The sequence below is a fragment of the Citrobacter freundii complex sp. CFNIH4 genome (assembly GCF_002934505.1).
In the GTDB taxonomy this organism is placed as follows: domain Bacteria; phylum Pseudomonadota; class Gammaproteobacteria; order Enterobacterales; family Enterobacteriaceae; genus Citrobacter; species Citrobacter freundii.
The window spans coordinates 600,556-624,365 of the sequence record NZ_CP026231.1 but is presented as its reverse complement, the minus strand read 5'-3'; the positions used below and the strand labels follow the sequence as shown (position 1 = coordinate 624,365).

The window sequence follows — 23,810 nt, the reverse complement described above, 5'->3', positions numbered from 1 at the left end:
ATGGCAATAAGTGAACCAACCCAGCCTGTGGCTGGCGCGTCAGCGTCGGTTGCTAAAGCACGCACCTCATTTGGCATTTTAGGAGCGATCAGCCTCTCCCATTTGCTAAACGATATGATTCAGTCGCTGATCCTGGCGATTTATCCGCTATTGCAGTCAGAGTTCTCGCTGACGTTTATGCAGATCGGGATGATCACCCTAACCTTCCAGTTAGCTTCTTCGCTGCTGCAACCGGTGGTGGGTTACTGGACGGACAAATACCCGATGCCGTGGTCGCTGCCCATAGGAATGTGCTTCACGCTGAGCGGGCTTGTTTTGCTGGCCATGGCCGGCAGCTTCCATATGGTGCTGCTCGCCGCGGCGCTGGTTGGCACCGGCTCTTCGGTATTTCACCCGGAATCGTCCCGTGTGGCGCGTATGGCCTCCGGCGGTCGCCACGGCCTTGCCCAATCGATTTTCCAGGTTGGCGGCAACTTCGGCAGCTCACTGGGACCGTTGCTGGCGGCTGTCATCATCGCGCCATATGGTAAGGGTAATGTGGCCTGGTTTGTGCTGGCCGCGCTATTAGCGATTGTCGTCCTGGCGCAAATCAGCCGTTGGTATGCCGCGCAGCATCGGATGAGTAAAGGAAAGCCGAAGGTCGCTATCGTTAATCCGTTGCCGCGTAATAAAGTGGTGCTGGCTGTAAGCATCCTGCTGGTACTGATTTTCTCCAAATACTTCTATATGGCGAGCATCAGCAGCTATTACACCTTTTATCTGATGCAAAAATTCGGATTATCGGTACAAAACGCCCAGTTTCACCTGTTTGCCTTCCTGTTTGCCGTCGCGGCCGGGACGGTGATTGGCGGACCATTAGGCGATAAAATTGGCAGAAAATATGTTATTTGGGGGTCTATCCTCGGCGTTGCGCCATTTACCCTCGTTTTACCCTACGCAACGCTGGAATGGACCGGGATTTTAACCGTGATCATTGGTTTTATCCTCGCATCGGCGTTTTCTGCCATTCTGGTTTACGCACAGGAGTTGCTTCCTGGGCGTATCGGCATGGTTTCTGGGTTATTTTTCGGTTTTGCCTTCGGCATGGGTGGCTTGGGAGCCGCGGTGTTAGGGCTGATTGCCGACCATACCAGTATCGATTTGGTCTACAAAATATGTGCTTTCCTGCCACTTCTGGGGATACTGACCATATTCTTACCTGATAACCGACATAAAGCCTGATTTTCTGACGGCCAAAGGTAAACTTTGGTCGTCATCACTTACAGTGACCATCAGCGTTTGCCTCAAACATCCCCTCGTAGTTTTCCGATCCGTGCTTTTTTTCCTTTAAAATCCTGTTTTCTTCAAAATTCAATAATTATTCATAAACATAAACATTAAAATTGTCATAAACTATTACTCGCAGTTTGGGTTTTTAGGATCATCACAGCAACCAAAGGAGACGGAATGCATCACGCCACCCCGCTTATCACCACCATTGTCGGCGGCCTTGTACTCGCTTTTATATTAGGCATGATTGCCAATAAACTACGTATTTCTCCTCTGGTGGGATATCTGTTAGCGGGCGTTCTGGCCGGTCCATTTACACCTGGTTTTGTTGCTGATACTAAGCTCGCGCCTGAACTGGCCGAGCTTGGCGTTATTCTGCTGATGTTCGGCGTCGGGCTGCACTTTTCCCTGAAGGATTTGATGGCGGTAAAGTCAATCGCCATTCCCGGCGCGATTGCCCAGATAGCAGTGGCAACGCTGCTGGGTATGGCGCTTTCAGCTGTATTAGGCTGGTCGCTGATGGTGGGGATCGTGTTTGGTCTGTGTCTTTCAACCGCCAGCACCGTGGTGCTACTGCGTGCGCTTGAAGAACGACAGCTCATTGACAGCCAGCGCGGGCAAATTGCCATTGGCTGGCTGATTGTCGAAGATCTGATGATGGTACTGACGCTGGTTCTCCTGCCAGCCGTCGCCGGAATGTTGGAAAAAGAAGATGTCGGCTTCGCTTCTCTGGCTGTCGATATGGGCATTACCATCGGTAAGGTGGTGGCGTTTATCGCGATTATGATGCTGGTGGGTCGTCGCCTGGTACCGTGGATTATGGCCCGCAGCGCCGCAACCGGTTCACGCGAACTGTTTACCCTCTCAGTCCTCGCCCTCGCCTTAGGTATCGCCTTCGGCGCAGTAGAGCTGTTCGATGTCTCCTTTGCACTGGGCGCGTTCTTCGCCGGTATGGTGCTGAATGAATCTGAGCTGAGCCACCGTGCGGCGCATGACACCCTGCCGCTGCGCGATGCGTTCGCCGTGCTGTTCTTCGTTTCCGTCGGAATGCTGTTCGATCCGTTAGTCCTGATCCAGCAGCCGTTGGCAGTACTGGGCACGCTGGCGATTATCATCTTTGGTAAATCCCTTGCCGCCTATTTCCTGGTGCGCATGTTTGGTCACTCTCAACGCACGGCGCTCACCATTGCCACCAGTCTGGCGCAAATTGGTGAATTTGCCTTTATCCTGGCGGGTCTGGGAATGGCGTTAAACCTGCTGCCGCAGGCCGGACAGAATCTGGTGCTGGCAGGGGCAATCCTGTCCATAATGCTCAACCCGGTGCTGTTCGCGGTGTTAGAAAAATATCTCGCCAAAACAGAAACGCTGGAAGAGCAGACTCTGGAAGAGGCTATCGAAGAAGAGAAGCAAATTCCGGTGGATATCTGCAATCACGCCCTGCTGGTTGGCTTTGGTCGCGTCGGCAGCCTGCTGGGTGAGAAATTGATGGCTGCCGGGATCCCGCTGGTGGTTATCGAAACCTCACGTACCCGGGTGGATGAACTGCGCGAGCGTGGGATCCGCGCGGTGCTGGGAAATGCCGCTAACGAAGAGATCATGAATCTGGCGCATCTGGATTGCGCACGCTGGCTGTTGCTAACCATTCCGAATGGCTATGAAGCGGGTGAAATTGTCGCTTCCGCTCGTGAGAAGTGCCCGTCGATTGAGATTATCGCCCGCGCACATTATGATGATGAGGTGGAATATATTACTGAGCGCGGAGCCAATCAGGTCGTCATGGGCGAGCGTGAAATCGCCCGTACCATGCTGGAGCTAATTGAAACGCCGCCTGCCGGTGAAGTTGCTACCGCCAGTTAATGTTACGTGCCGGATGGCGGCGTAAAACGCCTTATCCGGCCTGCTATTGCTACGCGTAGGCCCGATAAGCGTAGCGCCATCGGGCAAGAACTCAGCGATCCCAGTACGACTCTTCGAGACTGTCTTCACGTTCCGGCAAACCGCGCGTCAGGCGCGGTGAATGCTGGTTCAGCACCTGGTAACTCACGCGGTTAGCATATTTACACACCTGGGCTAGCGACGAATAGGTCAGCCAGGTGAACTTGTGCTTGCTGGAGTTAGGCACGTTACTGCGGTGATAGCTGTTGGCAGTAATATCATGCAGCAATGCCGCCAGCGCGCCGTCGCCAGCACCGTTGGTATTCATTATCTTTTCTGGCCCGCCCATATACGGTGCAATGTGCGAATACACACGCAGCGGATTGGTACAGTCTTTATGGCGCATGGCGCGGCTGAATTCGTACTGATTGAATTCGGCAATCGCTCCAGGCAGCAGCGGATGCTGGGTTTTACGTTTGACTTCTTCTTCCGTAAAGCCCGCCATATACAGACCCGCCGGACCCGCAGTGCACAGCACCAGATCCACCCAGTCCAGCGCCTTGTCAGACGCCAGCAGCGGATCGTTCTCGCCGGTCAGCGCTTCAGCCTCTTCTTCATTCATCGCCAGAATAGAGACATGCTCTTTGAGGAATGCCTGCCACCACTGCGGGTTATCGGCAATGACGAATTTGGTGCCCAGCGTCAGTACCACCGGCACATTGTGTTTTTTAGCGTATTCAATCGCCTTCATGGTCGCTTCCGGCATCGGCTCGCCCGGCTCGCAGCGCACCAGATAGGACGTCAGCACCAACGCGGACGCTCCGGCAATCACCGACTCAGGGATGCTATCCGCCCGTAGCTTATTCATATGCCCAGGGCTGATTGCGAAGGTACGCTCTCCGGATTCACCAATCAGCGTAAAGCAACGACCAATCGGTCCATTAACGCCTTGTAGGTAGTTCAGATCGGTACGGCTGGAGGTATTGCATAAATAGCGGTACGCATAGCTGCCAATCTCGATATTGCTGCACATCACGCCCAGCAGCACCGAGCGGTCATCCGCCAGCACGGAGTAGTTGTGCATCGTGTTACCGATCGTACCGCCCGCAAACTGATGGGTGATCAAATTTTCACGCACCAGTTCCTGATAGAGCGCTTCCGCGACATCATCGGCAATCACCAGAGAATGCCCGGCGCTTAATCCATAACGTTTTACAAAGTCATCATCCACTTTGGCTTCAATATCCACCAGCGTCTGGTCGATACCCACCACCCAGGCTGCGCTGGTTTCATTTTCTAGCTGAATTTGTTGCAACAACGGATCGCGCGCGCTGACGGGAAAATAGTGTTTGGATTTACGTTTACCGGGAAATTTCATGGTCGATTTTACGGGTGGTTAACTGAGCGATGCATGGTAGCACATTCCCTGCTGCGCATGCGATGCGACGCTGAGTTTCAATATCGGACGGTGAGATCGCAGTTTATCCGGGATTAATTTCTACAATAACTCACCTTCACAAGGAGCGTTTTATGAAGCCGGAAAACAAAATCCCCGTACTCGACAAAATTTCGGATGAAATGAAAAGCGTGGTGAATTTTCATCGCGACGATTTGCCGCCGTGGCCCGCTGCCGATGACTTCGTGGCCCAGCGCCAACACTACATTCATGAGCGGCGACTGTGGAATGCCGATGCCCCGCAGATGCATACCCGAGAATGCGTGATTTCTACCGCGTGCGGCCCCGTTGCCACACGCATCTACGCTCCGCAGCCCCAAAGCCAGGCCACGCTGTATTACCTGCACGGCGGCGGTTTTATTCTCGGTAATCTGGATACCCATGACCGTATTATGCGTTTACTTGCGCATTACACCCAGTGCACGGTGATCGGCATCGACTATTCGCTGGCGCCGGAGGCCCGCTACCCACAAGCCATCGAAGAGATCGTCGCCGTCTGCCAGTACTATCATCAACATGCTGACGACTATTCCCTCAATATCAATACGATTGGTTTTGCGGGCGATTCCGCCGGAGCCATGCTGGCGCTTGCCAGCGCGCTGTGGCTGCGGGATAAACGCATTGCCTGCGGCAAGGTGGCTGGCGTGCTGTTGTGGTATGGGCTTTACGGGCTACAGGATTCACTGAGCCGACGGCTGATGGGCGGAGAGTGGGATGGGTTAACCCGCGAGGACTTGCAGATGTATGAAAACGCGTACCTACGTAGCGCTGATGATCGCGAGTCACCGTACTATTGCCTGTTTAATAACGACCTGACGCGTGACGTGCCGCCGTGTTTTATCGCCGGCGCGGAGTTCGATCCACTGATTGACGATAGCCGCTTATTATTCCAGACGTTACAGGCGCATCAGCAGCCCTGCCAGTACAAAATGTATCCCGGTACGCTGCACGCCTTCCTGCACTATTCGCGGGTGATGAAAACCGCCGATGAAGCTCTGCAGGACGGCGCGCGTTTCTTTAAGCAACAGCTTTAGCGGTAGGCGGCGGTCAGTTTAACCATCATTTCGATATGTTCCGGTGTGGCATTCAACGCCGGAATATACTCATATTGCTTACCGCCAGCCTCAAGGAAAATCTCCCGGTTTTGCACCGCTATCTCTTCCAGCGTTTCGAGGCAATCAGCCGCGAAGCCCGGACACATAACCTGGATATGTCGGGTTCCTTTCTCCGCCAGCATTTTTAACGTTTCGTCGGTATACGGCGTCAGCCAGGGTTCGCGGCCAAAGCGAGACTGGAAGGTCATCATGACTTTTTCCGGCGGCAGACCAAGCGCTGAAACCAGCTCACGCGTCGTATCGCGACAGCGCTGCGGGTAGTCATCGCCTTCATCGGCGTAGCGCTGCGGAATGCCGTGGTAGGAGAGCAGCAGTAAATCAGGTTCGCCATGTTGAGCGAATGAATCCCGGGCACTCTTGGCCAGCGCATCAATGTAGCTGCTGTCATCGGCGTAATCACGAATAAAAGAGACGCCGGGAATACCGCGTTTACGCGCTAAGATGCGCGCTAGCTCGTCCCAGACTGCTGCAACCGTCGAACAGGAATATTGCGGGTACAGCGGTAACACCACCATGTGTTCCACTCCGCTTGCCAACAGTTCATCGACCGCGCTTTCGAGCGATGGCGAACCGTAGCTCATCCCCAGCGCGACAGGGGTATCAGGCAGACGTTGTGCCAGCGCCTGCTGTTGCGCCTTGCTGTAGACCATCAGCGGGGAACCGTCTTCCATCCAGATTGACTGGTACAGCTTTGCCACACGCGGCGCTCGCAGCGGCAAAATCACACCGCGCAGCAGCGGCCACCACAGTGTAGGGGACGTATCAACTACGCGTGGATCGCTTAAAAACTGGCGCAGGTAGCGCTTAACGGCTTCGGGAGTTGGGGCATCGGGAGTGCCGAGGTTTGCCAGCAGGATACCGGTTTTCGTCTGACGCATTACCGCCTCTTATCGATTCAAATTGTTGATAATTGTAGCGGAAAAGCGGTAAAGAAGAACTAATTGCTGTGAAAGGTAAGACGAGAATTTGCCTGATGGCGATGCGCTTATCAGGCCTACGAGATAATGGCAGACCTGATAAGAGGTTTATTACGCGAAAAAATTAGCCGAGGATTTTTTCCAGCGCTGCGCGCACGTCAGCAACTGCCTGAGTGCCGTCAACTTTCGCGTATTTGGTGTTACCCGCCTGCGCTTCTTTAGAGTAGTAGCCAATCAGCGGTGCGGTCATCTGATGGTATTCCACCAGGCGCTTACGTACGGTCTCTTCCTGATCGTCTTTACGGGTGGTCAGCTCTTCGCCGGTCACGTCGTCTTTGCCTTCAACCTTAGGCGGGTTGAATTTGATGTGGTAAACGCGGCCAGAAGCAGCGTGTACGCGGCGACCGACGATACGGTCAACGATCAGTTCGTCAGGTACGTCAAACTCCAGAACGTAGTCCACGTTGATGCCCGCTTCTTTCATGGCGTCTGCCTGCGGAATAGTACGCGGGAAGCCATCAAGCAGGAAACCATTACGGCAGTCTTCCTGAGCAATACGCTCTTTTACCAGCGCGATCACCAGCTCATCAGTCACCAGCTTACCGGCGTCCATGATGTCTTTCGCTTGTTTGCCCAGCTCGGAGCCAGATTTCACGGCGGCACGCAGCATATCACCGGTGGAGATTTGCGGAATACCATACTTCTCCATGATGAACTGAGCCTGAGTTCCTTTACCCGCGCCCGGAGCGCCAAGCAGAATGATACGCATTACGAAAATCCCCTTAAAGGTTGTCGATATTTTTTAAAAAGCGCTAAACGATACCACCATCACGCAATTGGCTCAAGGAAGGTAGTCTGCGCTGAAACGGTTAATGGCGGGAAAATTGAAAATAAGGAAAGAAATTGCCGGATGGCGGTGTAAACACCTTATCCGGCCTACGATCAAAAAGATGTTGTAGGCCGGATAAGCGTTAGCGCCATCCGGCATTACATTACAGGTATCAGGATACCAGCAACTGGTTCATACGACGAATGAACTGGTTCGGGTCTTCCAGCGTGCCGCGCTCGGCAAACAGCGCCTGATCCAGCAGCAGCTCAACCCACTCTTTGAACTGTGCTTCGTCCTGAGTATCCGCCGTGCGTTTTACCAGCACGTGGTCCGGGTTCAGTTCAAAGATATATTTCACTTCCGGTACGGCCTGGCCCGCAGCGGCAAAGAGTTTCGCCATCTGGGTGCTCATTTCATCCGCATCGGTGGTAACGATGGCTGGCGTGTCGGTCAGACGGTGAGTCAGACGCACTTCTTTCACGCGGTCACCCAGCAGGGTTTTCACACGCTCAACGAACGGCGTCAGCGCTTTTTCCGCTTCTTTTGCCGATTCGTCAACTTCATCCGCCAGCTTGTCGATGGACTCGTCAGCTTTAGCAACGGACTGGAATGCCTTACCGTCGAACTCGGTCAGGTAGTTCATCATCCACTCATCGATGCGGTCAGAAAGCAGCAGCACTTCGATGCCTTTCTTACGCAGCAGTTCCAGGTGCGGGCTGCTCTTCGCCGCCGCATAGCTGTCTGCAGTGATGTAGTAGATTTTCTCCTGCCCTTCTTTCATTCGCGACACGTAATCTTCCAGCGACACGGTTTGCGCGGAGGAGTCAGTGTGCGTAGACGCGAAGCGCATCAGTTTAGCGATCGTTTCCTGGTTGGCGTGGTCTTCCGCCGGGCCTTCTTTCAGCACCAGGCCGAACTGTTTCCAGAAGGTCTGGTATTTTTCCGCGTCGTCTTTCGCCAGTTTTTCCAGCATCTGCAGTACGCGTTTGGTCAGCGCGCTGCGCAGGTTACGAGTGACGGTGCTGTCCTGCAGGATCTCGCGAGAAACGTTCAGCGGCAGATCGTTAGAATCTATCAGACCGCGGACAAAGCGCAGGTAGTTCGGCATGAACTGCTCGGCATCGTCCATGATGAAGACACGCTGGACGTACAGTTTCAGACCATGCTTGTGATCGCGGTTCCACATATCCCACGGCGCCTGCGACGGGATATACAGCAGGCTGGTGTACTCCTGCTTACCTTCCACACGGTTGTGGCTCCAGGTCAGCGGGTCAGTGAAGTCGTGAGCGATGTGCTTGTAGAATTCGTTGTACTCGTCGTCTTTGATTTCCGACTTGTTACGGGTCCACAGCGCCTGCGCCTTGTTGATTTTTTCCCAGGAAACCACGGTCTCGCCGTCTTTCTCTTCGGATTTTTCGATCTCTACCGGCAGCGCAATATGGTCGGAATATTTGCTGATGATGGAACGTACGCGCCAGTCATCGAGGAACTCGTCTTCGCCTTCACGCAGATGCAGAGTGATTTCGGTACCACGGTCTTCTTTGGTAATATCAGCAACGGTGTACTCGCCTTCGCCCGCAGATTCCCAGAACACGCCGTTTTCCGGTTTATCACCCGCAGCACGGGTACGCACGGTGACTTTGTCCGCCACGATGAAGGCAGAGTAGAAACCAACCCCGAACTGACCGATCAACTGGCTGTCTTTCGCCTGATCGGAGCCCATAGATTCGAGGAAAGATTTGGTGCCGGATTTCGCAATGGTCCCCAGATGATCGATAACGTCATCACGGTTCATCCCCACGCCGTTATCGGCAATGGTCAACGTACGCTTATCTTTATCGAAGGAAACACGCACACGCAGCTCACCGTCACCTTCATACAGGTCCGGGTTAGACAGTGCGCGGAAACGCAGCTTGTCTGCCGCATCCGAGGCGTTAGAGATAAGCTCACGCAGGAAGATTTCTTTATTGGAATACAGAGAATGGATCATCAGGTGCAGAAGCTGTTTTACTTCTGACTGAAAACCACGAGTTTCTTGTCCTTTCATGTAGATCTACCTCAACAATGCCATATTCAATGGTAAAAACACGTTGAGGGTGAAATGGGGACAAGCGGGAAGGATTTCAAGCGGAAGCCGCCGTCGCGGCCTCCGTTTGTTCAGAATTTAATCTTGTGTCGTCCTGCCAGAGAGTGCGACAGCGTGGTGCCATCGACCATTTCCAGCTCGCCGCCTACCGGAACGCCATGGGCGATACGGCTGGCTTCAACGCCATATTGCATGCAAAGCTCAGCAATATAGTTGGCGGTCGCCTCTCCTTCGACCGTGGGATTGGTCGCCAGAATCAGTTCGTTGATTTGCTCAGACGCCAGTCGCTGTTCAAGACGATCCAGCCCGATATCATCAGGCCCGATACCGTCCAGCGGCGACAGGTGTCCCATCAGCACGAAGTAACGTCCGGAAAATTGCCCGGTTTGCTCAATGGCGTAGATGTCCGCCGGACTCTCCACCACGCAAATCTGACCGTTTTCCTGGCGACGCGGGTTCGAACAGATGTTGCAGACGTCCTGCTCTGTGAAGGTGCGGCAATCGGCACAGTGGCCGATTTCCGACATCGCCTTCGTTAACGCCTGCGCCAGACGCATCCCGCCGCTGCGATCGCGCTGAAGCAGCGTGAACGCCATGCGCTGCGCCGACTTCGGGCCAACGCCCGGCAGACAGCGCAGTGCTTCCATAAGCTGAGTTAACAGCGGGCTGGTTTGCATCAGAACGGCATCTTAAAGCCAGGCGGCAGCTGCATTCCGGAAGAAACAGAGGCCATCTTCTCTTTCTGCGTCTCTTCAATGCGACGCGCCGCGTCGTTGAATGCCGCAGCAACCAGGTCTTCCAGCATCTCTTTGTCGTCTTCCAGCAGGCTTGGATCGATCTCCACGCGACGGCAGTTATGCGCACCGTTGATGGTCACTTTTACCAGACCCGCGCCAGATTCGCCGGTCACTTCCAGCTTGGCGACTTCTTCCTGCATCTGCTGCATTTTTTCTTGCATCTGCTGGGCCTGTTTCATCAGGTTACCCAGACCGCCTTTACCAAACATAGGCTTCTCTCTCAATCACGTTAAGGGATGACGACCGTCAAACCATTAGGCTGACGATCAAATGGGGCGAATACTCTCTTCGTCCAGCTCCGCATCGAAAAAACGACGCAGCGTCTGGATGTTATTATCCGCAATAATCGACTCACGCGCCTGCGCGAGCTTCTCTTCATAAATGGCCTGACGCCACTCCAGCGGCGTGCGCACCGCAGGATTATCATCTTCAACGATGGTCAATTCAACCGTTGACCCCGTTAAGGAACTCAGTGCTTCGGCCAGTTTTTGCTGCGCGCCGCTGGAATTAAGGTGTCGCTGCGTGGAACGCAGGTGCAGGCAAACCACGTTGCCATTCTCTTCTTTCCAGGCATTAAGCGCCACCTGCTCCACCAGTTTAGGCAGCGAGAGCTGGCTCACCTGGGCGGCCCACGGGTCGCGTTCAATGGCTTCAGCCGCAAGCTTTGCCGCCAGTTCCGGCGTTTTTTCATGCTCGAGCGCTTTTTTCAGCGCTTTCGGCGTGGCGACGACTTCTTTGACTTCTGCAACAGGATTGGTCGCTTTCCAGCGATACGCTTCTTTCTTCGCCGGTGCTTTTTCCAGCGCAGAGACTGCCGGACGCGCCTGAACACGTTCCGACACCGAAGCCAGTCTTTCCAGCGCAGCATTATTCACCGGCCGCGCGCGGGAAGCGGCTGCCGGTTCACTCTTTTTTGCTTTGGTTGCTCCCTGAGCACGTTGCAGTTGACTGCGCGCCGCCAGCACCTGACTGGTGGCATCGGAAAGCGGCACATTCTGTTGCTGTTGCGCTGGCGCAGGTTGCTGCTGTGGCACCTGTGTCGGGGTCATTACCGCTGTGGGTGCGACCGGGGCAAACGACTGGCGCGGGACTTCAGGTTCCGGGAGTGGCATGCGCGGATGAAAAGCCAGCGCACGCAGCAGCGTCATTTCGACGCCCATTCGCCTGTCCGGCGCATACGGCAGTTCTTTGCGCCCAATTAACAGGGTCTGGTAGTAAAGCTGCACATCGGTAGGCGGTACAATTCGCGCCAGTTCACGCATACGCTGTTCAATGGCGGCCATATCGCTACCGAGCGCAGCAGGTGAAAGCTGAACCATGGCAATACGATGCAGCAAAGCCGACATCTCAACCAGCAGCGCTTCCCATTCGATACCACGCGCGGCAGCGTCGTTCACCAGCGTCATCACGCGTTCGCCGTCCGCAGCCACAACCGCTTCAACAAGCGAGAGCGCCTGGTCGTCGTCCAGCGTGCCGAGCATGGTGCTGACCGCGTCGGTCGAGACCTGACCATCGCCGCTGGCAATCGCCTGATCGGTCAGGCTTAGCGCATCGCGCAGGCTGCCGTCCGCGGCGCGAGCCAGCAGTTGCAGCGCACGCGGTTCATGGGCGATATGCTCTTCTTTGAGAATATGCTCAAGCTGATAGCGAATCTGTTCGACATCCAGCGCTTTAAGATGGAATTGCAGACAGCGCGACAGGATGGTCACCGGCAGCTTCTGCGGATCGGTGGTCGCCAGCAGGAATTTGACGTGCGCGGGCGGCTCTTCGAGCGTTTTCAGCAAGGCGTTAAAACTGTGGCGCGACAGCATGTGCACTTCGTCGATCAAATAGACCTTAAAGCGCCCGCGCGCGGGCGCATACTGAACGTTATCCAGCAGATCGCGAGTATCTTCGACTTTAGTGCGTGAGGCGGCATCGATTTCAATCAAATCGACAAAACGCCCCTGCTCAATTTCCCGGCAGTTATCGCACACGCCGCACGGCGTAGCGGTGATGCCAGTTTCACAGTTTAATCCCTTCGCCAGCAAGCGGGCGATAGAGGTTTTTCCGACGCCACGGGTACCGGAAAACAAATAAGCATGATGAATACGCCCTAACGACAAGCCGTTCGCCAGTGCCGTCAGCACATGTTCCTGGCCGACGACGTCAGCAAAGGTTTGTGGGCGCCATTTTCGGGCTAAGACCTGATAACTCATTGGCAGGCTCTGAAAGGCTGGAGGGTGGATTCACAGGAGGGTAATGCTAACACAACCTCGCAGCAACGGCGAGGTTGACACGTTATATTCGGGCGTTATCGTTGCAGTCAGTTTGGTTTCGGGCAGCGCACAGAAACCGGAGCGTACACGCAGTACGTGAGGATTTCGAGCACTGACCGGGGCCAAAATGGCAAAAAAGATAGCCCTAAATTAGTGGCCCGGGAATGGAACCAGGCTATAACAGGTCAGCCCCTGCTTTTCCAGACGCTGCTCGCCGCCCAGATCAAACAGGTTAATGATAAAGGCAGCATCGGTCACTTCGCCACCCAGGCGGCGGATCAGCTTCACGGTCGCTTCAATCGTGCCGCCAGTTGCCAGAAGATCGTCCACAACCAGGACTTTATCACCCGGTTTGATGGCATCAACGTGGATTTCCAGCTGATCGGTGCCGTACTCCAGCTCATAGGTCTCAGCAATAACTTCACGCGGAAGCTTACGCGGTTTGCGTACCGGAACAAAGCCGACGCCCAGCCCCAACGCTACCGGCGCGCCAAACAGGAAGCCACGCGCTTCGGTGCCAACCACTTTAGTGATCCCCGCATTTTTGTAGCGCTCAACCAGCAATTCAATGCTGAGGGCGTAGGCTTTCGGATCTTCCAGTAAACTGGTGACATCACGGAAAAGAATGCCCGGTTTTGGGTAGTCGTGGATGCTTTTGATGCTATTTTTGAGAAACTCAAGCTGCTGTGCAGTCGCGGTCATAAGTTTGTGCCTGATTAATACAGTATTACTTCACGGCGCACTATACACTTCATCCTCGACGTATCTTGAATGATTTTGTGTCTATATTAGGGCCAAGGTTACACGTGGTTAACCTTTGACCATCTGCGCCTGTGCTCGAAAACGGTCGAATTTACTGGCTGCGAGAGACAATTGCAACAGCGATTATTGCGCTTTACTGCTTTTGTTGTTTTTCATCAATCACCGGGATCCGCCACATAAAAATCAGTAAACAAGCGAGAATAACCAGCAGCAGGCCGCGTACCCACATCATATTGACCAGCCAGAGGGAAATAGCAAACGTCACCAGAATCAACAAAATAGCGCGCGGTTTTGCTCCCGGCGGCATCGCGCGATGTTTTTGCCAGTGACGCAGATACCCGCCGAACCACGAACGGTAAAGCAACCAGTCGTGAAAACGCGGCGATGAGCGGGCAAAACACCAGGCGGCCAGCAGTATAAACGGCGTCGTCGGCAACAGAGGCAATACTACGCCCAGCGTACCTAGCACTACCGCTATCCAGCCAATGATGATTAGAATAATGCGTTGCATAATATCAGTACTTAACACAGAGAATCGCTACTTTAGCATAACAGTTCTCATTTTCATCGGAGTGTTGTTGTGAAAACCGCCATGCTGTTACAGACGCTCGAAAACCAGCTTAACCGCCTGCGACAGCGTTGTGCTCCGCTGGCGCACCACACAACGCTTAGCGCCCGCTTTGACAGGCATCTGTTTCACACGCGCAGCACATTGCTGCAGGCCTGCCTGGATGAAGCTGACGATAATCTTACTGCCCTACGTCGCGCCGTTGAGCAGCAACAACTACCACAAATCACCTGGCTTGCGGAACACCTTGCCTCACAGTTAGAGGCGATTTCACGTGAAACTGCCAGTTGGTCGCTACGCGAGTGGGACAGCGCATCTCCAGGTCTGGCGCGCTGGCAGCGCAAGCGGGTCCAACATCAGGAGTTTGAACGCCGTCTGGTTGAAATGACGCGTGAACGCAAAGAGCGTCTGGCTCAGGCTACCGGCTTTGCAGAACAGCAAAAACTGCATCGTGAAGTAGAAGCATTCGAGGCGCGACTGGCGCGCTGCCGTCATGCTCTGGCAAGAATAGAAAACGTGTTGGCGCGTTTAACCCGTTAATCCCCGGAGAATTTATGTCATTAGAGAACGCCCCGGACGAGGTCAAACTGGCCGTCGATTTGATTGTTTTACTTGAGGAAAATCAGGTTGCACCTGAAACCGTACTGAAGGCGCTGGAGATTGTTAAACGGGATTACGAAAAGAAACAGCTCTCTTCTTCAAAAAACGCGCTATAGCTGAAATGCCTGATAGCGTTGCACTTACCAGGCCTACGAATGAATCGAAGCTCGCAGGCCTGATGAGTTTTTCTATTAACCTACCGAAGGCGTCGGATCATCACCTTTAATGATGTCACGCTTAACCTCGGTCACGGTGTCGCCCTTCGCGTTGTGCAGGTGCACTTCAAGCTGGTTAAAGGCGATATCAATGTCGTTTTCACGGCACAAACGATCGACCGCACGGTTCAGTTCATCAACCGTGTGACTACGATCGCGCAGTTCACGCACGTATAAACGCAGTTCATGATCCAGCGTGCTGGCGCCGAAGGCGGTAAAGAACACAGCAGGCTCCGGATCGTGCATCACTTTCGGGTGTTCCATCGCCGCCTGCAGCAGCACTTTCTTCACTTTGTCCAGATCCGAACCGTAGGCCACGCCGATGCGGATCACCAGACGCGTGGTGGTATCGGAAAGCGACCAGTTGATCAAACGCTCCGTCACAAAGGCTTTGTTCGGGATGATCACCTCTTTGCGATCGAAGTCGGTAATGGTGGTGGCACGGATACGGATCTTGCTGACCGTTCCTGAGAACGTACCGATAGTCACGGTATCGCCGATGCGGACCGGGCGTTCAAACAGAATAATCAGACCCGAAACAAAGTTACCGAAGATTTCCTGCAAACCAAAACCAAGACCAACCGACAGGGCTGCTGCCAGCCACTGTAGCTTATCCCACGAAACACCGAGCGATCCGAAGACCGTCATCGCGCCGATGGCGATGATCGCGTAGTTAAGGATCGTGGTGATCGCATACGAAGCGCCCTGACGCATCTTCAGTCGCGAGAGCACCAGCACTTCCAACAGGCCGGGTAAGTTACGGATCAGCGCCCACGCGACCATTGAGGCAATAATCGCAAACAGCAGGCTACCCATGGTGACGTCTTTCACCACTGCCGCACCCGCTTCGGTACCGTTGTAATGCCAGAGCGTAATGCTGTCGAGATAGCTGAACACGGTGATCAAATCAGACCAAATGGCCCAGAACAAGACACCAAACAGGGCAACCATCACCAGCATAGTTATACGCAGCGTTTGCTGGTTAACCTGCTCAAGCGCGATGGTCGGTTCTTCCTGCGGTTCGGCACCTTCCGCTCCTTCTTTCACCAGGTTCTGACGACGCGCCAGCGCACGACGCCAGGCGATACGGCGTGCCGCGACGCTCAACCCACGCAGCACGGTCTGGTACAGCAGGTTCCAGAGAATGACCAGATAAACCGTTTCAATCCAGCGTCCCGCCAGACGCAGCGTGGTGTAGAAATAGCCGGTCGCCGTCAGCACCATTAATGCTATCGGGATAATAGACAGCACGGTAATCGTCACCAGACGCAGACCATGCGACTCTTTATCACGCCAGCTTTCGCGGCACATTGGCCATACCAGGAAGGCGATCAGCAGCAGGTTGAGGAAAATCACCACCTGACCCAGCACATCGTCCATCAGATTGAGCGGTGACAGTTCAGCAATGACCGACCAAAAATTAAGCGGCAACAGCGCCAGGCTAATACGCACGATTTGGCGGCGCCAATGGCTAGTTTGTTTTGCTGGCATACCAAAATGACGAATTGCCACGCCATCTTTTTCCAGCACCTTCCAGCACAAACCAAACACCAGCCAGAAGACTGTCATCTTCTTACTGAACGCCCACAGTAGGTCGCTGATATTCAACTGCATGGTAAGCAGAATCAGACCTACCGCAAGGATAATCAGGCACGCCGGCAAGGCTCTGATGAGATCGATCAGAATCGCTTTTGGCGTGTTGAGCTGACTGTCATTACGCAGGTTACCCACCGCAGCGGCTAATTTCGCCTGATACTCTTTCAACCATTTCAGACGCCAGCGGATTAACCCGGCAATGAGCAGCAGCGGCAATCCCGCCAGGAACGCAATAAATACTGCGGGCCACGCTTTTTCCCAGTTCACCGTGATTTTCATCGACTTAAACTGGTCTTTAAGCGTTTGCGGGAAAGCTTTGATCCAGTCCCAGTCCATCGGACGGTTACTGTTAACCCAGAAAATCTGCTGCGTGAGGATCCCTTTCAGGTTTTTCGACACGCTCATTAACTGCTGCTGGTTAATTTGCAGATTAATCGCCATCATCAGCTGGTTGCCCAGTTGCTTATTGAGCTGATCCAACAGTTCACGACGCATATCCACAACCTGCAGTAAGGCATCATGGACTTCGCCGTTAACTTCGTTGCTGTGCCCTTCTTCCAGTTTGGCGACAAACGCATCATTCTGGAACAGCGCGTCGCGCTGCTGGTTGACCTCGAACTGCTCCAGACGCAAGTCGGCGATCCGGTTGGTCATATCGGCAAGTTCATCCGCCGACGGCAGCGTTTGTTGTTGCTGATACAGAATACGCGACAGCAGCAGACTGCCTTTCAGAACGGCGATCTGTTCTTTAATGTTGCGTTCGGATTGCAGCGCGCGGTCAAGCCAGTTTTTGACTTTGATATTTTGCTGCATCAGGCTGTTGCCGTTTTCGGTCGCGGCAATCAGACGCTGGCTGAGCTGATGGTTAACATCAAGCTCCTGCTTCACTAACGGATTGGACTGAATACGCTCGGCTTCATCCGGCGTGACTGCTTCCTGCGCCGTTTTTTCGGTTAACGTCAGTCGCTTGCTGTTCACCGCTTCCTGCAGGAGCTGGAGCTGATGCTCAAGGCGGTTACTGTTCGCCGTCACGTAATCACGTTGTTTTTGCAAGGTATCTTGCAAAATCGTATTACCTTCAAGGCTCTTACGCTGTTGGTCGATCTGCGCATTCAGCAGCGCCTGCTGCGCCTGTAACAGCACCTGCTGGCTGGGGCGTAAAGCACCTTCGCCTACATTAGTGCCATCAAGTCGGTTGCGGATTTGCTGCATCTGCTGCGACGCGGTGTACATCGCATTTTGTACGCGCTCTGGCTGAGTCTGGAGCGACACCAGCTGGCTGTTATACGTGGCCAGATCGTTTTGCGAGCTTTGCAGGTCATCGAGCACCTGCGCGACGCGTGACTCAAGCTGTCGTAAGGAAAGCGTGCTCAGCGTTTTTCGCGTTTCGTCGTCATTGTCGACATCGCTGAGCGAATTTAGCGCATCCGTCGCCTGGCGCATTTTCTCCGGCGCCTGGGCCACTTTCTGGCGAAGCTGTACGGTCTCATCTTTCACGCGATCGATTTTATCCAGCGTGGCGATAGTATCGATGAGATCCTGTTGGACCAGCTTATCCTGCGCGGAGAGATCTTTTTGTTTACTCAGTGCGTCCAGTTGGCTCTGAATATCTGCTTTCGTCGGCAGTTCACCACTCTGTTGCGCCCGCGCAAATGCAGATGACTGGCAGGATAACAATAGAATGAAGAAAAGTATGCTAATAGCAATTACATGCTGTGAACGTTTATAGAGCTGCAACATAGTCATGAGAATGAATGTTTCTGAACCGGGAAAGTGACCGGAAATAGTCAAGCGGCAAGAATATCACGGCTGTGACCGGCAGAATAGCAGCAGGCAAAACGACCAGGAGAATTCCTGGTGCAGAATGGCAAACTAGCTTGTCTCTCCTGCCTGCAGGCACAAGCTTGGGCAAAGCAGACACATCTCCAGCAGCACCGCCACGTACTGACGAGCCTCATTCTTCAGATCAAACGATTCGGGAGCAAATAACCAGTTCTCCATGATCCCGGAAATATAGCTACGCATTAACACCGCTACACGACGTGTGTTCAGGTTTTCCGGCAACATGTTGACATCCATACAGTGGCGTAACGTTTTTTCTATACGGTCATAGTTTTCCAGACACAGGCTACGTTCGACTAACTGAACTGATGCTATTTCCCCGACAAATTCGCATTTGTGGAATATAATCTCCATCAATAAACGTCGGCGTTCTTCTGTCACGGTAGTTTCAAGAACGTAAATTAAAATTTCTCTTAATACTGATAGTGGATCGTCAGGGAATTTTGCCTGATACTCAGTCTCTAACTCATCAATGTTAGGTTTTGCTAGCTCCCAGATTTCACTGAATAAATCCGATTTGTTTTTGAAATGCCAATAGATTGCACCGCGCGTCACACCAGCGGCTTTTGCGATCTCAGCCAGCGAGGTGGATGAGACCCCTTGTTGCGAAAACATACGCAGAGCGACATCAAGAATGTGTTGTCGTGTTTCCTGTGCTTGTTGTTTGGTTTTTCGTGCCATAGGTCAGTGAATTTACAGGCGTTAGATTTACATACATTTGTGAATGTATGTACCATAGCACGACGATAATATAAACGCAGCAATGGGTTTATGGGCTTTAAGCCATTGATCAATTTGAAATCGGACACTCGAGGTTTACATATGAACAAAAACAGAGGGTTAACGCCTCTGGCAGTCGTTCTGATGCTCTCAGGCAGCTTAGCGCTAACAGGATGTGACGACAAACAGGCCCAACAAGGGGGCCAGCAAATGCCAGAGGTTGGAGTTGTTACGCTCAAAACTGAACCTCTACAGATCACAACCGAACTTCCGGGTCGCACCAGTGCGTTTCGTATTGCTGAAGTTCGTCCTCAGGTTAGCGGGATTATCCTGAAACGTAATTTCACGGAAGGTGGTGACATCGAAGCGGGTGTATCTCTCTATCAGATTGATCCTGCTACTTACCAGGCCGCTTATGAAAGTGCAAAAGGCGATCTGGCTAAAGCACAAGCCGCAGCAAACATTGCTCAACTGACGGTGAAACGTTATCAGAAACTGTTGGGTACTAAGTACATCAGCCAACAGGACTACGATAGCGCGTTGGCTGACGCACAGCAGGCAAACGCCGCCGTTGTTGCCGCGAAAGCCGCGGTAGAAACTGCACGCATCAATCTGGCTTACACCAAAGTGACGTCACCGATCAGCGGTCGCATTGGTAAATCATCCGTTACGGAAGGCGCTCTGGTGCAAAACGGTCAGGCGACCGCACTGGCGACCGTTCAGCAGTTGGATCCCATCTATGTAGACGTGACGCAGTCAAGCAACGACTTCCTGCGCCTGAAACAAGAGCTGGCCAACGGCACGCTGAAGCAAGAAAACGGTAAAGCGAAAGTCGAACTGGTGACCAATGACGGCATTAAATACCCGCAGTCCGGTACGCTGGAATTTTCTGATGTGACGGTAGATCAAACCACTGGGTCGATTACGTTACGCGCAATTTTCCCGAACCCGGATCATACCTTACTGCCGGGTATGTTCGTCCGCGCACGTCTGGAAGAAGGGATTAACCCAACTGCATTATTGGTTCCACAGCAAGGCGTTACCCGCACACCGCGTGGCGATGCCAGTGCATTGGTTATCGGTGCAGACAACAAAGTTGAAACTCGTCAAATTGTCGCCGCACAAGCGATTGGCGACAAATGGTTAGTCACTGATGGACTTAAGCCGGGCGACCGCGTGATTGTTACTGGGCTGCAGAAAGTACGTCCTGGCGCGCAGGTAAAAGCGCAGGAAATCACCGCTGATAACAACCAGCAAGGCCAAAGCGGTAGCCAGCCTGAACAGTCCAAGTCTTAACTTAAACAGGAGCCGTTAAGACATGCCTAATTTCTTTATCGATCGCCCAATATTTGCGTGGGTGATCGCCATTATCATCATGTTGGCAGGGGGGCTCGCGATCCTCAAATTGCCGGTAGCGCAATATCCGACTATTGCACCGCCAGCAGTGACGATCTCCGCGACCTATCCTGGCGCTGATGCCAAAACAGTACAGGATACTGTTACGCAGGTTATCGAACAGAATATGAACGGTATCGATAACCTGATGTACATGTCCTCAAACAGTGACTCCACGGGTACCGTGCAGATCACCCTGACCTTCCAGTCTGGTACTGATGCGGATATCGCACAGGTACAGGTGCAGAACAAACTGCAGCTGGCCATGCCGTTGCTGCCTCAGGAAGTACAGCAGCAAGGGGTTAGCGTTGAGAAGTCATCCAGCAGCTTCCTGATGGTTGTCGGTGTTATCAACACCAACGGCACCATGACGCAGGAGGATATTTCCGACTACGTTGGCGCCAACATGAAGGATGCCATTAGCCGTACTTCAGGCGTGGGCGACGTTCAGCTGTTTGGTTCTCAGTATGCGATGCGTATCTGGATGGATCCGAACAAACTGAACAACTTCCAGCTGACACCGGTTGATGTAATCAGCGCCATCAAAGCGCAGAACGCCCAGGTTGCAGCCGGTCAGTTAGGTGGTACGCCGCCGGTGAAAGGTCAGCAGCTTAACGCATCGATCATTGCGCAAACCCGTCTGACCTCCGCTGATGAGTTCGGCAAAATCCTGCTGAAAGTGAATCAGGATGGTTCCCAGGTTCGTCTGCGTGACGTAGCGAAAGTGGAACTGGGCGGTGAGAACTACGACATCATTGCGAAGTTCAACGGTAAACCGGCATCCGGTCTGGGTATCAAGCTGGCAACAGGTGCTAACGCCCTGGACACCGCAAACGCTATCCGCGAAGAACTGAAGAAGATGGAGCCGTTCTTCCCGTCAGGTCTGAAGATCGTTTACCCGTATGACACCACGCCGTTCGTGAAAATTTCTATTCACGAAGTTGTGAAAACGCTGGCAGAAGCAATCATCCTCGTGTTCCTGGTAATGTATCTGTTCCTGCAGAACTTCCGCGCGACGCTGATTCCGACTATCGCCGTGCCGGTGGTACTCTTGGGTACATTTGCCGTCCTGGCGATTTTCGGCTTCTCAATAAATACCCTGACGATGTTCGGGATGGTGCTCGCCATCGGCCTGCTGGTGGATGACGCCATCGTGGTGGTCGAGAACGTTGAACGTGTAATGGCTGAGGAAGGACTACCGCCGAAGGAAGCAACGCGAAAATCGATGGGCCAGATTCAGGGCGCATTGGTGGGTATCGCGATGGTGCTGTCAGCGGTATTTATCCCAATGGCGTTCTTCGGGGGGTCGACCGGTGCAATTTACCGTCAGTTCTCCATCACCATTGTTTCCGCGATGGCGCTGTCTGTACTGGTGGCATTGATTCTGACCCCTGCCCTGTGTGCGACCATGCTCAAACCGATTGCTAAAGGCGATCACGGAGAAGGCAAAAAAGGCTTCTTCGGCTGGTTTAACCGCATGTTCGATAAGAGCACGCATCATTATACCGATAGCGTGGGCGGTATTCTGCGCAGCACCGGTCGTTATCTGGCGCTGTATCTGATTATCGTTGTGGGCATGGCCTATCTGTTCGTTCGTCTGCCAAGTTCGTTCCTGCCAGATGAAGACCAGGGGGTATTCCTGTCTATGGCTCAGCTGCCAGCGGGTGCGACGCAAGAGCGTACCCAGAAGGTACTGGACGAAATGACGGATTACTACCTGACCAAGGAAAAAGCGAACGTTGAATCGGTGTTTGCCGTTAACGGTTTCGGTTTTGCTGGTCGTGGTCAGAACACCGGCATCGCGTTCGTTTCTCTGAAAGACTGGAGTGAACGTCCTGGCGAAGAGAACAAGGTTGAAGCGATTACTCAGCGTGCAATGGGCGCATTCTCGCAGATTAAAGACGCGATGGTCTTTGCCTTTAACCTGCCAGCGATTGTGGAGTTAGGGACCGCAACCGGTTTTGACTTCCAGTTGATTGACCAGGCGGGTCTGGGCCATGAGAAGCTGACTCAGGCGCGTAACCAACTGTTTGGTGAAGTCGCGAAGCATCCTGATCTGTTGGTCGGTGTTCGTCCTAACGGTCTGGAAGATACGCCGCAGTTCAAGATCGATATCGATCAGGAAAAAGCGCAGGCTCTGGGCGTTTCCATTAGTGATATTAATACAACGCTGGGTGCAGCATGGGGCGGAAGCTACGTGAATGACTTCATCGACCGTGGTCGTGTGAAGAAAGTTTACGTCATGTCTGAAGCGAAATACCGTATGTTGCCAGAAGATATTGGCAACTGGTATGTCCGCGGTAGCGATGGACAGATGGTACCGTTCTCCGCCTTCTCAACCTCACGTTGGGAATACGGTTCGCCGCGTCTGGAACGCTATAACGGTTTGCCTTCCATGGAAATCTTAGGCCAGGCCGCTCCGGGTAAAAGTACCGGTGAAGCCATGGCGATGATGGAGCAACTGGCCAGCAAACTGCCATCCGGTATCGGTTATGACTGGACTGGTATGTCCTACCAGGAACGACTGTCCGGCAACCAGGCTCCTGCCCTGTATGCTATTTCACTGATCGTCGTATTCTTGTGTCTGGCAGCGTTGTACGAGAGCTGGTCAATTCCGTTCTCCGTAATGCTGGTTGTACCGCTGGGTGTGATCGGTGCATTGCTGGCAGCAACGTTCCGCGGCCTGACCAACGACGTTTACTTCCAGGTAGGCCTGCTCACAACCATTGGGTTGTCGGCGAAGAACGCGATACTTATCGTCGAATTCGCCAAAGACTTGATGGATAAAGAGGGTAAAGGTCTGATAGAGGCGACGCTGGACGCAGTACGCATGCGTTTACGTCCAATCCTGATGACGTCACTGGCCTTTATTCTGGGCGTAATGCCGCTGGTCATCAGCTCCGGCGCAGGCTCCGGTGCGCAGAACGCCGTTGGTACTGGCGTAATGGGTGGGATGGTGACGGCAACCGTGTTGGCGATCTTCTTTGTTCCGGTGTTCTTTGTGGTGGTACGCCGCCGCTTTAGCCGCAAAAATGAAGATATTGAGCATAGCCACTCAGTAGAGCATCATTGATACATCTCTAAAGATAAGGCCGCGCAAGCGGCCTTTTTTCTGGAAAAATCATAAAAATCACTTATTGCCATTCCGTTTATTTTCTATCGGGTAAATAAGCGATATAATCCTTGCAGCCTTAAAGGCTATTCTTAAAAAAACAGCGAGAGTTCTTATTTACTTTAATAAATATTAAGATTAATCCTATCCACTGGTTTTCATTGTCGGTTGTTGCCTTTCGTTGCTAAACCTAAACAAGATAACCCGATGATTGCCCGAAGAATAAAGAAACTGTCCCATTTCGAATTGCGGCATTTATCTGTTAAAATGTAAAAATGACGTAGCATCATAATTTTACATAATTGTAATTTTTCGTGATATGACGATGAAATCTTTTTTAGAGTAGATTATAGTTAAATCATCAGGAGTCGCGGGCAAGTTCCAGGTAGTTGTTGTAT

The 23,810-nt window shown here is 53.1% G+C and carries 18 protein-coding genes and 1 other annotated feature; of the genes, 7 read left to right on the top strand and 11 right to left on the bottom strand.

What is annotated here, in order from left to right:
* Together fsr and ybaL are read left to right on the top strand one after the other, a co-directional pair.
* Complete coding sequence (fsr, locus tag C2U41_RS03200) at positions 1 to 1,221, top strand: fosmidomycin MFS transporter (protein ID WP_003021788.1); 1,221 nt, start codon at positions 1 to 3, stop codon at positions 1,219 to 1,221.
* Between the two features lie 225 nt (positions 1,222 to 1,446).
* Positions 1,447 to 3,126, top strand: a complete 1,680-nt coding sequence (gene ybaL / locus C2U41_RS03195; protein ID WP_003835904.1) for a YbaL family putative K(+) efflux transporter — start codon at positions 1,447 to 1,449, stop codon at positions 3,124 to 3,126.
* Positions 3,127 to 3,217: 91 nt separating this feature from the next.
* Here ybaL and gsk read toward each other — a convergent pair whose 3' ends face one another.
* Positions 3,218 to 4,522 carry an inosine/guanosine kinase gene (gene gsk / locus C2U41_RS03190; RefSeq protein ID WP_103848458.1) on the bottom strand — a complete coding sequence of 435 codons (1,305 nt, stop codon included), beginning with the start codon at positions 4,520 to 4,522 and terminating at the stop codon, positions 3,218 to 3,220.
* Between the two features lie 152 nt (positions 4,523 to 4,674).
* Here gsk and aes point away from each other — a divergent pair, with 152 nt between their 5' ends.
* Entirely contained in the window at positions 4,675 to 5,634 is a 960-nt protein-coding gene (aes, locus tag C2U41_RS03185) for an acetyl esterase (RefSeq protein WP_103848457.1), read from the top strand.
* Here aes and hemH read toward each other — a convergent pair.
* From hemH to C2U41_RS03130, 8 genes are all read right to left on the bottom strand, one after another.
* Complete coding sequence (hemH, locus tag C2U41_RS03180; RefSeq protein WP_103848456.1) at positions 5,631 to 6,593, bottom strand: ferrochelatase; 963 nt, start codon at positions 6,591 to 6,593, stop codon at positions 5,631 to 5,633. The genes aes and hemH overlap by 4 nt on opposite strands.
* Before the next feature lie 163 nt (positions 6,594 to 6,756).
* A complete protein-coding gene (gene adk / locus C2U41_RS03175; protein ID WP_003021773.1) occupies positions 6,757 to 7,401 on the bottom strand; it encodes an adenylate kinase in 645 nt (214 codons plus the stop codon).
* Between the two features lie 232 nt (positions 7,402 to 7,633).
* A complete protein-coding gene (gene htpG, locus C2U41_RS03165; RefSeq protein WP_003021770.1) occupies positions 7,634 to 9,508 on the bottom strand; it encodes a molecular chaperone HtpG in 1,875 nt (624 codons plus the stop codon).
* 110 nt (positions 9,509 to 9,618) lie between these two features.
* Positions 9,619 to 10,224, bottom strand: coding sequence for a recombination mediator RecR (gene recR, locus C2U41_RS03160; protein WP_003021767.1), 606 nt, complete (start codon positions 10,222 to 10,224; stop codon positions 9,619 to 9,621).
* The gene (locus C2U41_RS03155) at positions 10,224 to 10,553 is read right to left on the bottom strand and encodes a YbaB/EbfC family nucleoid-associated protein (RefSeq protein WP_003021764.1); all 330 of its coding nucleotides are present in this window, start codon (positions 10,551 to 10,553) and stop codon (positions 10,224 to 10,226) included. Before C2U41_RS03155 ends, recR begins: the two co-directional genes overlap by 1 nt.
* A 57-nt stretch (positions 10,554 to 10,610) precedes the next feature.
* Complete coding sequence (gene dnaX / locus C2U41_RS03150; protein ID WP_048216754.1) at positions 10,611 to 12,542, bottom strand: DNA polymerase III subunit gamma/tau; 1,932 nt, start codon at positions 12,540 to 12,542, stop codon at positions 10,611 to 10,613.
* Positions 11,214 to 11,278: a sequence feature (DnaX frameshifting element), on the bottom strand. Its footprint overlaps the gene before it by 65 nt.
* Positions 12,543 to 12,752: 210 nt before the next feature.
* Entirely contained in the window at positions 12,753 to 13,304 is a 552-nt protein-coding gene (gene apt, locus C2U41_RS03140) for an adenine phosphoribosyltransferase (RefSeq protein ID WP_003021759.1), read from the bottom strand.
* 193 nt (positions 13,305 to 13,497) lie between these two features.
* Positions 13,498 to 13,875, bottom strand: coding sequence for a DUF454 family protein (locus C2U41_RS03130; protein WP_003847534.1), 378 nt, complete (start codon positions 13,873 to 13,875; stop codon positions 13,498 to 13,500).
* 69 nt (positions 13,876 to 13,944) lie between these two features.
* On the opposite strand from C2U41_RS03130, the gene priC reads away from it, so the two are divergent.
* Positions 13,945 to 14,472 (top strand): primosomal replication protein N'', encoded by a 528-nt coding sequence (gene priC / locus C2U41_RS03125; protein WP_003021753.1) that lies wholly within the window; start codon positions 13,945 to 13,947, stop codon positions 14,470 to 14,472.
* A 14-nt stretch (positions 14,473 to 14,486) separates the two neighbouring features.
* Positions 14,487 to 14,648: a pleiotropic regulatory protein RsmS gene (rsmS, locus tag C2U41_RS03120; RefSeq protein ID WP_003021750.1), complete on the top strand. Its 162-nt coding sequence runs from the start codon at positions 14,487 to 14,489 to the stop codon at positions 14,646 to 14,648.
* Positions 14,649 to 14,723: 75 nt separating this feature from the next.
* Here rsmS and mscK read toward each other — a convergent pair whose 3' ends face one another.
* Together mscK and acrR are read right to left on the bottom strand one after the other, a co-directional pair.
* Positions 14,724 to 18,089 (bottom strand): mechanosensitive channel MscK, encoded by a 3,366-nt coding sequence (gene mscK / locus C2U41_RS03115; RefSeq protein WP_003835917.1) that lies wholly within the window; start codon positions 18,087 to 18,089, stop codon positions 14,724 to 14,726.
* A 126-nt stretch (positions 18,090 to 18,215) separates the two neighbouring features.
* Positions 18,216 to 18,866 (bottom strand): multidrug efflux transporter transcriptional repressor AcrR, encoded by a 651-nt coding sequence (gene acrR, locus C2U41_RS03110; protein ID WP_103848455.1) that lies wholly within the window; start codon positions 18,864 to 18,866, stop codon positions 18,216 to 18,218.
* A gap of 141 nt (positions 18,867 to 19,007) precedes the next feature.
* Here acrR and acrA point away from each other — a divergent pair, with 141 nt between their 5' ends.
* Both acrA and acrB read left to right on the top strand, forming a co-directional pair.
* The gene (gene acrA / locus C2U41_RS03105) at positions 19,008 to 20,201 is read left to right on the top strand and encodes a multidrug efflux RND transporter periplasmic adaptor subunit AcrA (RefSeq protein WP_003835922.1); all 1,194 of its coding nucleotides are present in this window, start codon (positions 19,008 to 19,010) and stop codon (positions 20,199 to 20,201) included.
* 22 nt (positions 20,202 to 20,223) lie between these two features.
* Positions 20,224 to 23,373, top strand: a complete 3,150-nt coding sequence (acrB, locus tag C2U41_RS03100; protein WP_003021736.1) for an efflux RND transporter permease AcrB — start codon at positions 20,224 to 20,226, stop codon at positions 23,371 to 23,373.
* The last annotated feature ends 437 nt before the right edge of the window (positions 23,374 to 23,810 follow it).

Excerpts from the sequence above, each read along its gene's own strand:
- C2U41_RS03155 (WP_003021764.1), bottom strand. The coding sequence starts at position 10,553 with ATGTTTGGTAAAGGCGGTCTGGGTAACCTGATGAAACAGGCCCAGCAG.
- acrA (WP_003835922.1), top strand. The coding sequence starts at position 19,008 with ATGAACAAAAACAGAGGGTTAACGCCTCTGGCAGTCGTTCTGATGCTC.
- gsk (WP_103848458.1), bottom strand. The coding sequence starts at position 4,522 with ATGAAATTTCCCGGTAAACGTAAATCCAAACACTATTTTCCCGTCAGC.
- mscK (WP_003835917.1), bottom strand. The coding sequence starts at position 18,089 with ATGACTATGTTGCAGCTCTATAAACGTTCACAGCATGTAATTGCTATT.
- ybaL (WP_003835904.1), top strand. The coding sequence starts at position 1,447 with ATGCATCACGCCACCCCGCTTATCACCACCATTGTCGGCGGCCTTGTA.
- htpG (WP_003021770.1), bottom strand. The coding sequence starts at position 9,508 with ATGAAAGGACAAGAAACTCGTGGTTTTCAGTCAGAAGTAAAACAGCTT.
- acrR (WP_103848455.1), bottom strand. The coding sequence starts at position 18,866 with ATGGCACGAAAAACCAAACAACAAGCACAGGAAACACGACAACACATT.
- acrB (WP_003021736.1), top strand. The coding sequence starts at position 20,224 with ATGCCTAATTTCTTTATCGATCGCCCAATATTTGCGTGGGTGATCGCC.
- apt (WP_003021759.1), bottom strand. The coding sequence starts at position 13,304 with ATGACCGCGACTGCACAGCAGCTTGAGTTTCTCAAAAATAGCATCAAA.
- hemH (WP_103848456.1), bottom strand. The coding sequence starts at position 6,593 with ATGCGTCAGACGAAAACCGGTATCCTGCTGGCAAACCTCGGCACTCCC.
- adk (WP_003021773.1), bottom strand. The coding sequence starts at position 7,401 with ATGCGTATCATTCTGCTTGGCGCTCCGGGCGCGGGTAAAGGAACTCAG.
- rsmS (WP_003021750.1), top strand. The coding sequence starts at position 14,487 with ATGTCATTAGAGAACGCCCCGGACGAGGTCAAACTGGCCGTCGATTTG.
- fsr (WP_003021788.1), top strand. The coding sequence starts at position 1 with ATGGCAATAAGTGAACCAACCCAGCCTGTGGCTGGCGCGTCAGCGTCG.
- recR (WP_003021767.1), bottom strand. The coding sequence starts at position 10,224 with ATGCAAACCAGCCCGCTGTTAACTCAGCTTATGGAAGCACTGCGCTGT.
- dnaX (WP_048216754.1), bottom strand. The coding sequence starts at position 12,542 with ATGAGTTATCAGGTCTTAGCCCGAAAATGGCGCCCACAAACCTTTGCT.
- aes (WP_103848457.1), top strand. The coding sequence starts at position 4,675 with ATGAAGCCGGAAAACAAAATCCCCGTACTCGACAAAATTTCGGATGAA.
- C2U41_RS03130 (WP_003847534.1), bottom strand. The coding sequence starts at position 13,875 with ATGCAACGCATTATTCTAATCATCATTGGCTGGATAGCGGTAGTGCTA.